Origin of the sequence: Parasphingorhabdus cellanae (genome assembly GCF_017498565.1) — a bacterium.
In the GTDB taxonomy this organism is placed as follows: Bacteria; Pseudomonadota; Alphaproteobacteria; order Sphingomonadales; family Sphingomonadaceae; genus Parasphingorhabdus; species Parasphingorhabdus cellanae.
Genome location: NZ_CP071794.1, coordinates 391408 through 403707, shown reverse-complemented (window position 1 = coordinate 403707; position 12300 = coordinate 391408). Strand labels below are relative to the sequence as shown.

At 54.3% G+C, this 12300-nt stretch carries 11 protein-coding genes and 1 tRNA gene; 3 read left to right on the top strand and 9 right to left on the bottom strand.

All coding sequences use genetic code 11. The annotated features are described in order from the left end of the window. The first annotated feature begins 158 nt into the window (after window positions 1-158). The 3 genes from ppdK to folE all read left to right on the top strand — a co-directional run bounded on the left by ppdK (window position 159) and on the right by folE (window position 3716). Complete coding sequence (ppdK, locus tag J4G78_RS02005; protein WP_207988221.1) at window positions 159-2852, top strand: pyruvate, phosphate dikinase; 2694 nt, start codon at window positions 159-161, stop codon at window positions 2850-2852. Between the two features lie 61 nt (window positions 2853-2913). Then, window positions 2914-2990, top strand: a tRNA-Arg gene (locus J4G78_RS02000). Window positions 2991-3095: 105 nt separating this feature from the next. Beyond that, complete coding sequence (gene folE, locus J4G78_RS01995) at window positions 3096-3716, top strand: GTP cyclohydrolase I FolE (RefSeq protein WP_243457184.1); 621 nt, start codon at window positions 3096-3098, stop codon at window positions 3714-3716. A 5-nt stretch (window positions 3717-3721) separates the two neighbouring features. Here the strand turns inward: folE and J4G78_RS01990 are convergent, their stop codons facing one another. From J4G78_RS01990 to J4G78_RS01950, 9 genes are all read right to left on the bottom strand, one after another. Next, window positions 3722-4378, bottom strand: coding sequence for a Fe2+-dependent dioxygenase (locus J4G78_RS01990; protein WP_207988219.1), 657 nt, complete (start codon window positions 4376-4378; stop codon window positions 3722-3724). After that, window positions 4378-5427: a hypothetical protein gene (locus tag J4G78_RS01985; protein WP_207988218.1), complete on the bottom strand. Its 1050-nt coding sequence runs from the start codon at window positions 5425-5427 to the stop codon at window positions 4378-4380. The genes J4G78_RS01990 and J4G78_RS01985 overlap by 1 nt, the downstream gene beginning before the upstream one ends. A gap of 90 nt (window positions 5428-5517) precedes the next feature. Next, complete coding sequence (rplI, locus tag J4G78_RS01980) at window positions 5518-6171, bottom strand: 50S ribosomal protein L9 (protein ID WP_207988217.1); 654 nt, start codon at window positions 6169-6171, stop codon at window positions 5518-5520. 11 nt (window positions 6172-6182) lie between these two features. Then, window positions 6183-6407, bottom strand: a complete 225-nt coding sequence (rpsR, locus tag J4G78_RS01975) for a 30S ribosomal protein S18 (protein WP_108810187.1) — start codon at window positions 6405-6407, stop codon at window positions 6183-6185. A gap of 21 nt (window positions 6408-6428) precedes the next feature. Continuing rightward, window positions 6429-6800 carry a 30S ribosomal protein S6 gene (gene rpsF, locus J4G78_RS01970; RefSeq protein ID WP_207988216.1) on the bottom strand — a complete coding sequence of 124 codons (372 nt, stop codon included), beginning with the start codon at window positions 6798-6800 and terminating at the stop codon, window positions 6429-6431. A gap of 803 nt (window positions 6801-7603) precedes the next feature. Further along, window positions 7604-8281, bottom strand: a complete 678-nt coding sequence (locus J4G78_RS01965; RefSeq protein ID WP_207988215.1) for a hypothetical protein — start codon at window positions 8279-8281, stop codon at window positions 7604-7606. Window positions 8282-8565: 284 nt separating this feature from the next. After that, window positions 8566-9978, bottom strand: coding sequence for a S41 family peptidase (locus J4G78_RS01960; RefSeq protein WP_207988214.1), 1413 nt, complete (start codon window positions 9976-9978; stop codon window positions 8566-8568). Between the two features lie 260 nt (window positions 9979-10238). Further along, window positions 10239-10841: a PEPxxWA-CTERM sorting domain-containing protein gene (locus J4G78_RS01955; RefSeq protein WP_207988213.1), complete on the bottom strand. Its 603-nt coding sequence runs from the start codon at window positions 10839-10841 to the stop codon at window positions 10239-10241. A gap of 192 nt (window positions 10842-11033) precedes the next feature. After that, window positions 11034-12299, bottom strand: coding sequence for an acyl-CoA dehydrogenase family protein (locus tag J4G78_RS01950; protein WP_207988212.1), 1266 nt, complete (start codon window positions 12297-12299; stop codon window positions 11034-11036). Window position 12300: the final 1 nt, after the last annotated feature.

Below are 12300 nucleotides of genomic sequence, written 5' to 3'. Positions count from 1 at the left end.
TGAGATTACCGTAGGTTAAGAGATAAACAAAATAGCCCTCTCCCCTTCAGGGGAGAGGGTTGGGAGAGGGGAAGTCTCTCCTTGGAAACCAACAGAATTGGCCGGGGTAGACCGCCCCTCTCCCCGGCCCTCTCCCCTGAAGGGGAGAGGGAGATAATATGACTCAATATGTATATCGTTTCGGTGGTGGCCAAGAATTTGAAAAGCAGGCAGATGGTGCGCCAACCGACAGCACCGAAGCCCGCAACCTGCTGGGCGGCAAAGGCGCCAATCTCGCGGAAATGGCCAATATTGGCCTGCCGGTTCCTCCCGGTTTCACCATTTCGACCGAAATGTGCACGCGCTTCATGAACGAAGGTGGTGTTTATCCCGACAGTCTGAACGGCGAAGTGGCGCAGGGCGTTGCGCATATCGAAGCGATTACTGGCAAGACATTTGGCGATGCCGCCGATCCGCTGCTGGTTTCCGTCCGTTCCGGCGCGCGTGCGTCCATGCCCGGTATGATGGACACGGTTCTCAATCTCGGCCTGAACGATGAAACGGTGGAAGGGCTCGCGAAAACCTCTGGTGACGAGCGTTTCGCCTGGGACAGCTATCGCCGGTTCATCCAGATGTACTCCGATGTCGTGCTGCAACTGGATCATGATTCATTCGAGGAAGCGCTGGAAATAGCGAAAGAAGATAATGGCTTCTTCACGGATACTGAGATGGAGTCTCAGCATTGGAAGGCGCTGGTCGCCGAATATAAGGGTCTTGTCGAAGAGCAATGGGGCAAGCCTTTCCCGCAGGATGTGAATGACCAGCTTTGGGGCGCGGTCAGCGCTGTTTTCGGTAGCTGGCAGGCAGAACGAGCCAAGGTCTATCGCCGGCTCAATGATATCCCCGCCGAATGGGGCACGGCTGTCAACGTGCAGGCGATGGTGTTCGGCAATATGGGCGAGACATCGGCCACTGGTGTGGCCTTTACCCGCAACCCTTCCACTGGCGACAGCGCCTATTATGGCGAATGGCTGATCAACGCGCAGGGCGAGGACGTTGTTGCAGGCATCCGTACGCCGCAATATTTGTCCAAAGCCGCGCGCGAGGAAGCCAATGCGAAGCCGCTTTCCATGGAAGAGGCGATGCCGGAAACCTATGGTGAGCTGACCAACGTGTTCGATCTGCTGGAACGCCATTATCGCGATATGCAGGATATCGAATTTACCGTGGAACGCGGCAAATTGTGGATGCTGCAAACCCGCTCGGGCAAGCGGACCGCCAAGGCAGCGCTGAAAATCGCCGTTGATATGGCCAATGACGGTTTGATTACCGAGGAAGAAGCGGTTGCGCGGGTTGATCCGATGGCATTGGACCAATTGCTCCATCCGACGCTGGATCCCGATGCCAAGCGCGACGTGCTGACCACCGGTTTGCCGGCCTCACCGGGTGCGGCTTGCGGGATTATCGTATTCGATTCCGATACCGCGGAACGCCGCACGGAAATGGGTGATGATGTGATTTTGGTGCGGGTAGAGACCTCGCCCGAAGATATTCACGGCATGCACGCGGCCAAAGGCATTTTGACGGCGCGTGGCGGTATGACGTCACATGCCGCTGTTGTGGCGCGTGGCATGGGGCGGCCTTGTGTGTCGGGCGCCGGTGGCCTGAGCATCAATAACGAGACAAAACTGCTGAAAATCGGGGATCGTGAGCTGAAAGAAGGCGACATATTGACGATCGACGGCAGCAATGGTCAAGTCATGGCAGGGCGCGTGAAGACGATCCAGCCGGAACTGGTTGGCGATTTTGGCGTGCTGATGGAATGGGCCGACAAAGTTCGCCGTCTGGGTGTGCGCACCAATGCCGAAACGCCGCAGGATTGTAAGGTTGCTCGCGATTTCGGCGCGGAGGGCATCGGCCTGTGCCGGACCGAGCATATGTTCTTTGAAACCTCCCGGATTACGGCCGTTCGTCAGATGATTTTGGCCGCCAATGAAGCGGGCAGGCGGGAAGCGCTGGCGAAGTTGCTCCCCGAACAACGCGAGGATTTTCGCCAGATATTCGAAGTCATGGTCGGACTGCCGGTGACGATCCGCTTGCTCGATCCGCCATTGCACGAATTTTTGCCGCATCATCAGTCGGAATTTGAAGAAGTGGCAGCGGCGGCAGATGTCGGTGTGGAAACGCTGAAACAGCGTGCCAATGAACTGCACGAATTTAACCCGATGCTCGGCCATCGCGGTTGCCGGCTTGGCGTCACATATCCGGAAATCTATGAAATGCAGGCGCGTGCGATCTTTGAAGCGGCTTGTGAAATCGCTGAAGCCAGCGGCGAAGCGCCTATTCCCGAGGTCATGATACCACTGGTGGCCACCGCCCGCGAACTGGAGCTGATGAAAGATGCCGTCGACCGGATGGCGGAAGAGGTTTTCGCTGAAAAAGGCCGCCGCATCGAATATCTGGTCGGCACCATGATCGAGCTTCCGCGCGCCGCTTTGATGGCCGGAAAAATTGCCGAGCATGGTGAGTTTTTTAGCTTTGGAACCAATGACTTAACCCAGACTACGCTGGGTGTATCGCGTGACGATGCCGGGCGTTTCCTGACCCAATATGTCGACAAGGGCATTTTCCCGCGCGATCCGTTCGTCAGCCTGGACATTGAAGGCGTCGGGCAATTGATCGAACTGGCGGCAGAACGGGGCAGGGCAACACGACCTGATATCAAACTCGGAATTTGCGGTGAACATGGTGGTGATCCTGCGTCCATCGCTTTTTGTGAGAAAACCGGGCTGGATTATGTCAGCGCGTCTCCCTATCGCGTGCCGATCGCCCGACTGGCAGCCGCACAGGCGGCATTGGCGAAAAAGGGATAGAAAAACATATAAAATGGCTTGCCAGCGGGGACAACTCCCCCTATCTGACTGCCTTCAATGCGCGCCCATAGCTCAGCTGGATAGAGTACTTGACTACGAATCAAGGGGTCGGGAGTTCGAATCTTCCTGGGCGCGCCACTTCCCCACATTATTTGTGATACGGTCTTAGGTGCACTTGCGCTGCCATATGGTGAAGCGTAGGTTATCGGCATTGTATCCATCTTATATATGAAGGATTGCCCGTTGGCTGATTACTCCGACTCTTTCGAAGATGCTCTTGCTGCCCGTGAAGCGGCAAAACTTCCTGTGCCGGAGGACGTGCAAGAAGCGGTCAAAACATTGCTACGCTGGTCTGGTGAAGATCCCGACCGTGAAGGTTTGCTCGATACACCCAAACGGGTTGCGCGTGCGTGGAAGGAATATTGCGAGGGTTATCAGGAAAATCCGGCTATCCACTTAGCGCGAACGTTCGAAGAAGTCGGCGGTTATGATGAACTGGTGTTGCTGAAAGACATCCCATTCCATTCCCATTGCGAGCACCATATGGCGCCGATAATCGGCAAGGCGAGCATCGCCTATATGCCGACTGATCGTGTTGTCGGTATCTCCAAGCTGGCGCGCGTATTGCACGGTTTTGCAAGACGATTGCAAGTGCAGGAGCGCCTGACAGCAGAGGTTGCAGAGTGTATTTGGGATAACCTAAAGCCGCATGGCGTTGCCGTAGTGGTCGAAGCCAGTCACAGCTGCATGACCGCCCGGGGGGTACGGACGCCTGGTGTTGGCATGACGACGAGCCGTCTATTAGGTTGCTTCCTCGACGATGCACGCAGCCGCAAGGAAGTCATGAGCCTGATGGGTTACTAGCTGGACTAGTCCATCCACATGCGCATGAGATTATATTGCAAGGCCTGCATGCGGGTGTAATTTTCGTGCTTCATGTTCAGGCCTTCGAGCGCGGCAACTTCGTTTAATTCATAAAGCAAGTTGCGCTTCATAACGTCGCGTACCTTGCTTTGAATGAAGGTGATCGCAACCATACGCTCGCCCTCTGAAATTGCTTCAACTTCGTGCAGCGTGTGCGAAGGATAGGTAATCGCGGTTCCCGGTAAACCCTTAAATCGCATGCCCGCTTCTCCTTGCGTCACATGCAAGGCGCCGCCTTTATAGTCATCCGGGCCGTTCAAAAATATGGTGCAGCTCAGATCGGACCTGATCGGACCATCCGGGAGCGGAATGACTGCACTGTCCGCGTGCAGCCCATAGTGCATGCCTGGCTGATAGCGCGTGATCAACGGCGGAGCGACCTTCTCAGGAAAGGCAAAGTCGGTAAATTCGGGATTGGACATCAAGGCATCATGAAGAATTTTCGATGTCTTGTTATAGGCCTCCAGATCATGCAGCTGCAGATTATTCTTCACTTTTGAATGGGGGTTGCTGATCTTGCCATCCACAAACTGACCGCTGTTGGCGATCTTCTTGATCTCATTGACCTGGCTTTGGTCCAATAATCTTAGCTGTTTGAACATTATTCTCTCGTTTCAATCCACTGCACCGCTTCCGCAACCAGAGGGAATTTTGCGGCTATACCTTCAACCCACGAAATAGCGCCGCGAATATCTGTAGCGTGGTTTTCATTCGCTTCCCTCAGCAGTTCCTGACGCAGATCCGGACTATAGTCATGTTCCGGCGCTTTGGAATAGGAAGACATGATCGGACCTGATACCAGTTCGGCCGCTTTTTGCTCAGCCAGTTCAAGATTGAAGTGCGATGCTGCTTTGATCAGTTGATCTTGTGGGGCATCGAGAAATGCCTCAAAATCCATCCACATTATATTGGCGGAATGGCTCGCCTTCTGTGCCACGAATAACGTCACCAACTCGCACATCCAGCTCATTGCGACGCGCTGGGCCAGCGTTAATTCCCAAAGCTGGGCAGGGGCTTTGCCGAGGTGACGGGTCAGCCGCTTCAATCGTGCACCCGCCATCATATGGGTTTCCTGCACGGATGCTTCGCCAGCCAATATCGTCGGAATATAGCGGTCGAGCGGGGCGTACAGGAATAAAGCTTCGATCTCGTCAGCCAATAGTTCAGGAGCCAATTCACTCACGAAGCTGCTGGCTTTGATCATGACCGGTTGTTGAGGGTAAAAAGGGCGTGACAACCAACGCACCGATTCCGAAAAGCGCCGCTCATAGTCTTCTGGCGACCAGGGGCTGTCCGGCTCAGCCCGTATCTGGGAGATTTCGCACAGGGTCCGCAGAAGTTGCGGCTCACGGAGCGCGAGCACTGTGTCAATCTCCCCAAGTAGCCGCGAAAGCAATGTCGATCCGACATGGCCGATGTGGAAAATATACTGCGGTGTAGGACTCTGGGGCAATTGGACTTTCGACAACTCCGACCACGGAACCAATTGTCGCCGCAATTGCGGAGTAATGATGCGCTGGTCGAGAAAGCTGGCCTTGCGATAATCGTCTTCGGTTAGATGCGACAACAGCACCTGATCCTTGGGCAGATCCACCAGATGCGGCAGGAGCCGAGCATCCTGAGAAAACTGATTTTGCCAGCTATTGGTCAATATGCCCTCAATCCTATGAAAAAGCCCGAAGGCGGATTGTTACTCTGTAACGCACCAGCTTCGGGCTTTTCAATCACTTGCTGACAAAACTTATGCTTTGCCTTCAGCGCTTTCTTCTGTTTCTTCAGCCGCTTCCCCGGAAGTTGCTTCCTCTGAAGCTTCTTCCGTGTCCGTTGCTTCGGCTTCTTCGCCGTCATCTTCGCTTTCCGGTGCCAAAGCAGCAGCAGCCAGTTCCGCCTGCTCTTCTTCGAACATCTGGGCGATCACGTCGATGCCGTCTTTCTGAAGCTCTGCTTCGTCATCAGAACGGGCCACATTGACCTGAACGGTGACAGAAACTTCTGGGTGCAAACGGATGCGCACGTCGAAAACACCAAGCGTCTTGATCGGTTTTTCGAGGATCACCATGCTTTTCTCAACCGTGGCACCTTCGGCAGCCAATGTTTCCACGATGTCGCGAACCGAAACCGAACCATAAAGCTGACCGCTGGCGGAAGAGGCACGGATCAATACGATCTGTTTGCCATCTACATTGCCGGACGCTTTTTCAGCTTCCTTGCGTTTCGCTTCATTGTCTGCCTCGATCTGCGCACGATTGGCTTCGAAAACCTTCTTGTTCGCTTCGTTGGCGCGCAGGGCTTTCTTGTTGGGTAGCAGATAGTTGCGCGCATAACCGTTTTTCACGGTTACGACATCGCCAATGCCGCCCAGTTTTTCGACTCGTTCGAGCAAAATAATATCCATGTCTCTTGCTCCTATTTCACGAGATAAGGCAGCAGGCCGAGATGGCGTGCGCGTTTAATTGCCTTGGACAATTCGCGCTGCTTCTTGGCAGAAACTGCGGTGATACGACTAGGTACGATCTTGCCGCGCTCGGAAATATATCCCTGCAGCATCTTCACATCTTTATAGTCGATGGGTTGTGCGTTCTTGCCGGAAAAGGGGCAGCTTTTGCGGCGACGGAAAAATGGACGTCCCATGATTATTACTCCTTTTCTAGCTTAACTATCGCGACGCGGGCGATCACCGCCACCACGGCGTGTGTCACGATCAGGCTTACGCATCATGACGGACGGGCCTTCTTCGTGCTCGTCTACGCGGATGGTCAGAAAACGGATCACATCTTCGTTGATACGGGTCTGACGTTCCAACTCGGCAATCACGTTGGTCGGTGCGTCAAGACGCAGCATAACGTAATGCGCTTTGCGGTTTTTCTGAACCTTGTAAGCCAGCGTGCGCAGGCCCCAGGTTTCCGTCAAAACGACTTTGCCTTCATTGGCTTCAACAATTTTTGTAGCTTCCTGAGCGAGTGCATCGACTTGAGACTGGCTCAAATCCTGACGCGCGAGGAAGACATGCTCATAATGCGGCATGCAGTATTTCCTTCATATTACCGATCGCTGACGCCGCACCATGCAGACACGCCCCTCCGGCTTTCTTTGGTTTTCCAAGCGATTCGAACAGTCGAATGACGTGGAAGCGGCGCTCATGGCGGATTTGCGAGAGGAATGCAAGTGTTGTGGTTAGGAGAGGAGAGTCTTTGTTTATTCCCTCAGGCGCCGGGCGCGGGCATCCGCCCGCTTGGCTTTCCTCGCATAAGCTCGGGCGCGCAGTCGCGCTTGCCTCCGCTTCGCGTCGGATCAGCGCGACACTAAACGCTTCGTTTGAGACCATATAACCGAGCGCAGCGAGGCAAGGGCGCCAAAAATCAAATGACGTCCGCCGCGCCTTATTGGCGCGTAGCCAAGGGCCCGGATGGGCCCGCCCGGCGCCTGAGGTTAAACAAAGACTCCCGCGCGCCGGGTGCCCAACGCCCAATAAAAACACTTTCCAAAGTTCACACCATTCACACCCCCATCACCCCCCGTCATCCCAGCGCAAGCTGGGATCTCCTCGAGACCTGCCGCTCTGCTGCATGGAGATTCCAGCTTGCGCTGGAATGACGATGGCAAAAGGCGCACCCTCAAAGTTCACACAGATCACATGGGTTTCTCCCGGCCTTTCACCCAACCGTGCTCCGGGCGCAGACCCGGAGCCCAGGGTAGACGGGCGTGGCAGCCATCCTAGGCTCCGCATCAAGTGCGGAGCACCAACCGCTAGCTTTGCCCGACTATCTTCCCTTCCCAAAGTTCACACAATTCTCACACCATCATTTCTCCATGTCACGCTTCAAAGTTCACACAATTCTCACAGGCTCTTGTTTCTCGGCATCCTCGCCTTCCTCCTGCTCATAAAAGCCGCTGCGCTCCAAATACCCGCTGCGCTCGGCGCGTTCCCATTGGAGATCATCCCAGTCCTCACAATCTGCGACATCCAGGTCCGACACATCAATATCCTCCGGCGCCATCGCCTGAATCGTCTCGCGTTCGCTATGGAGAGTGATCGCCGCCAGCAAATCGCTGTTGGACCGCGCATCGCTCGGGGCGCTTGCCATCCGGCCAGACGCCTCTATCTTGTCCACCAGCGCTGCACAATCCTCACCCTTGCCAATGCCGTCGAGCAAATCATCAAAATGCTCCGCTGCCACCCGTGCCGGCTTGCCCGCCAGATCAATACCATCCGCCATCTTGTCGAGCCGCGCCATGGCAGCCAGAAACAAGGGCGCGCTCCAGCGGGTGCGCATGCCCACTTCCTCGCCCTGATGCCATACCGCCTCGTTCCAGCCATTCAGCCCCTTGTCGAGAAGCGCATCCTGATAGATATCGCGCGCATGGATAAGCGCCGCATCCCACGCCCGGGCAAAGGCCCGGCCATCGGGGCGCCGCCTGAGCTTGTACGCGCTCTCGCGCGACAATCCGGTATAGGCGGCGGCGGCTTTGACATTACCGGTTCTTGCCAAGGCTTCGAGAAACACCACCTGCCGGTCCGGCGACCAGCCATCATGGCGCTCCCTGGGCTGCGCCAGATCATCAGCGGAAGGGATATCGGTGAAGCTATCGTGAGGGGGAGTTCGGTCATCTATATCGTCCTTGTTCTATAGGGGGAACAGAGAAGATAACCTATCTGGTACAATGTAGGAAAGGGGGAAGAGAGCAACCTTGTGCCAGAGGGATTGCTATATCCCGAAGGCGGACTTTAGAAACCTCCTCAAAACACTGACCAAGATAAGCCCCCTGTGCGTTAGCGAATTGCTAAGCCTCAGGGGTGAGCTGCTTCTATCCGTATGAGTGCGTTTTCAAGCATGATGTCTTCCGTGAAACCGATCGGCTGACGTGATAATAATATGTCTGGAACTACGCCGCGTACTCTTTGATCACCATTTGGTCTTACAAAATAGCTTTTTGGATAGGCTATCTTGAAACCGCTATGAGGCAGCGTGAAATGAACGATGGAGGCAAAGCTCGTTGGCAAATCAGCTGTTTCCTCACCCATCACTGTTCCGAAACCATAATCTTGAATTGTCGCAGCTACCGATGCTGCGTTGGAATAGCTATGACGATTTACCAGCACCCAGATACGTCCAGTAAAGCGTTGTCCTTCACGCGGCGAGTTCAAAGCTATCTCGAACGGATAGCGTTTTCCATTCGGTTGATCGCGTTCTGCTGCGATCAACCGAGACAAGGTAGAATCCTGAGGCATGCCTTTAGCAGTTAAGCGATCATAATGAGCTTTGGTCGGTGCGCTCGCCTTTAGCATGAAACTGGATGCGAAACGGAAAGGTTTGTCAGCGAACCAAGATATCAAAGGGTCGCTAAAACTATTATCACCGCCGGGATTGTTCCGGAGGTCTAGAATAAGGTCCGTCGCGCCGGCGTCGATGAATTTGATAAAGGAATCATCTATGAGATCAACGAACTCCGTCAGTTTCTGGTTTCCAAATGGCCCCGGACGAAGATAGGCAACTCCATTTGGCATTATCTGAGCATCTAGCTTACCAAAGTCAGCTTCAAGGGTGGCTGTTGGGTGCGCTTTACCGATTGCACCAAACTCGGACATCGTCACCGCCGGTATTGATAACTCATTCAATTCACCGTCTACCCGCAGGGTAATCTGCAGGGCGTCGTCGGTTTTTCGATCAAGCCATAGCAAAGCTGGCAATAGCTGCTCCATGCGGGCCGAGGCCATATATGCCTGCTCTGCCGAAACGATGTCGCCAAGACGTTTCAGTCGTCGGGCTACAGGTTCGTCGTCGATCGTAACTAGTTCGCTCCCCGCCAATGCCTGTCCATCTGCGTCAGCCGTTCGGGTCAACAAGACGCGACCGTCAGGTTCTACGCGCGCGAAAAGAGGAACAAAACGACCACCCCGTTGGAGATGAGCGACAAATTCTTGAGCCGGACTGTCGCTACTTGCATGTCCAATACGTCCAAAAGCAGCAAACTTTTGAAACATCGCAGCCGTACTTGCTCGATCCAAGGGTCGATCTATCCGATGTAACAATCCATGGTAATATGCATCATAGTCCGCTTCGCTCCGGTACGCATAGAGATCATAATGAGCGTCGGCGAGATTTGTGTAGAGATATTCCAAATCGGCCTTGATGTGTTCGACAGAAATCAAATCTGGATTGCTCTTCGCTGCAGATTGAGCCGATGCACCAACCGAGCTCAAGCAAAACACGGCCGCGCCAGTAAGGGACACGAGAATATATTGAATCGAAGATGGTAATGGCATGGATTAAATATACGAAGCCAGACTTCCCTTGGCAAAGGAACTCTTCAAGGCAGCATAAACCAGCGTGACGAAGCTCAGCGGTTCGGTGCTTGTGTTGCAGCGATCAGTTGAAACCATCCGCCCAAAGCAGAATCAGCACAAACAAAAAGCCCCGCCAGATTGCTCTGACAGGGCTTTGGGGTAAACTTATTTTTGGCTTAAGCGTAGCTGACTTTTACATTCGCTTTGCGCGCCATATTCTTTTGACGCCGCATCGCTCCACCAATGGCGCCGAAACCAAAGATCATGAACGCCCATGTCGCTGGTTCCGGAACGGCGGCGACAGCGGCCCCGGCCACTTCGAGTTCGACCATATAGTCAAGCACGACCACTCCGTTGCCAAGTTGCAAACCATATGTTCCTGGCCCCAAATCGGGGAGCGCCGATGAAAAATTGGCCAGCGGTACGTCAATGAAAAAATCACCGGAGGAGAAAGATGTGCTGCTAAAGAAGATTTGCGTACCGTCGTTAATCAACGAATTCATTATCGATACGTTCAAGCCCGTCAGTGTTTGACCAGCCAAAATCTCAAATGGGATAAAATCGGCAGGATCTCGGGGAGAGTTCAAGCTGCCAGCAAATGTATTCGTTCCCGCCATCAGGGGGATAAAAGTTCTTGTTGGCTGGCCCAAGGCGTCGACAGCTGCTGTGAAAGTATCAACGTCCCCGCTTACGGATTCATCAAATGTGACGGCGGCGTGGCCTGGCGCCGCGGCGAATGTCATCGCTGCAGCTGTTAGAGCAAAAGTCAGTTTATTCATTTGGTACCCCTGTTAGGTATATTATACGAAGCAATATGGCATACCCATCCGTCTTCGCATGGCGCGACCCTAATAACTCGTTAACAGAATATGTTATTAAAACCTAAAGATAATTTAGCACTGTGGGTTAATATTTCCCGATACGGGACGTAATTTCATATCCGCTTTTGCCTCCAAAGCAGGCCCCCTACCTCACTTGATAAACTTAAACATATGCCCGCCAATTTTCCGCATCTGGATCTCTTCCGATCCTTCGGTGATCCGATAGCGGCGGTGATGGCGGTAGATATGTTCAAACGGCTTGTGGCGAGAATAGCCCATGCCGCCATGGACCTGCATCGCGCGGTCGGCGGCGTCGCAGCATAGGCGGTTGGCGCGGTAGTTACACATGGACACCTGCGCCGAGAGATATTTCGCGACATCGACCTTGGCCATGCCGTCCATCTGGTCGGCAGTTTTGTAGATTAGCTGGCGCAACATGGCGGCTTCCGTATGGAGTTCGACCAGCGGAAACTGGATCGCCTGATTGACCGACAGGGGCTTGCCGAACGGTTTGCGCTCTCCGGCATATTTCACCGATTCATCGATGCAATATTGCGCGGCGCCGAGGGATGATGCGGCCTGACGGATGCGGTTTTCGTGGACGAAATGCTGCGCGGCGGCGAGGCCCATGTCGAGGTCGCCCAATATCTGGTCCGCCGGAATCCAGACATTGGTAAAGCTGCATTTCGGGTGGTCGGTGGGCATGTTGAATGTCCACATATATTCGCCGATTTCAAAGCCTTCGGCGTCTGTCGGAACAATGAAACAGCCTATGCCCTGCGCATCCCCGTCTTTGCCGCGGTGGCGGGCGAAGGTCATCACATGGCTCGCGACATGCAGGCCGGTGGTCCACATTTTGTTGCCGTTGATCAGCCAGCCATCGACGCCATCGCGCTGCTCGGCGACAGCTGTCGTGTCCATCCAGGTCGCATCGGAGCCATGATCTTCTTCGGTCAGGCCAAAGCACCATTTCATCTCGCCCGCGAGCATGGCGGGTATGCATTCCTGCTTCTGCTTGTCCGTTCCGAAATCCCGGACCATCAAGGGCTGGACCAGATTGCCGACGATGGAATTTTCATTCTGCAAGTCATTATGGAGACCAAGGCCTTTGTGCGCGAGATGCTCGCGGATCCGCGCCATGCCGAGATTGGAGCCATCCTGTCCGCCAAATTCCTTGGGCAGAGCATAACGAAAATGGCCCGCAGCATCAGCGGTGCGGCGCATCTCGTCGAGCAGATCCTCCCATTCCTTGGTCGGCAGACCCTGATTGTCCCAATCGGTCCGGCTGTCCTCGCGGCGATGGTCGAAAAAGCGGATATTATCATCGCGCCGCTCAATCGGTTTGATTTCGGCTTCGATAAAATCATCGAGAACGGTGAGGTAATCTTCTATTTCTTGCGGAATATCAAAGCTCATA

Coding starts and splice junctions, on each gene's coding strand:
- ppdK (WP_207988221.1), top strand. CDS start 159: ATGACTCAATATGTATATCGTTTCGGTGGTGGCCAAGAATTTGAAAAG.
- J4G78_RS01990 (WP_207988219.1), bottom strand. CDS start 4,378: ATGTTCAAACAGCTAAGATTATTGGACCAAAGCCAGGTCAATGAGATC.
- rplI (WP_207988217.1), bottom strand. CDS start 6,171: ATGGATATTATTTTGCTCGAACGAGTCGAAAAACTGGGCGGCATTGGC.
- rpsR (WP_108810187.1), bottom strand. CDS start 6,407: ATGGGACGTCCATTTTTCCGTCGCCGCAAAAGCTGCCCCTTTTCCGGC.
- rpsF (WP_207988216.1), bottom strand. CDS start 6,800: ATGCCGCATTATGAGCATGTCTTCCTCGCGCGTCAGGATTTGAGCCAG.
- J4G78_RS01955 (WP_207988213.1), bottom strand. CDS start 10,841: ATGAATAAACTGACTTTTGCTCTAACAGCTGCAGCGATGACATTCGCC.
- J4G78_RS01950 (WP_207988212.1), bottom strand. CDS start 12,299: ATGAGCTTTGATATTCCGCAAGAAATAGAAGATTACCTCACCGTTCTC.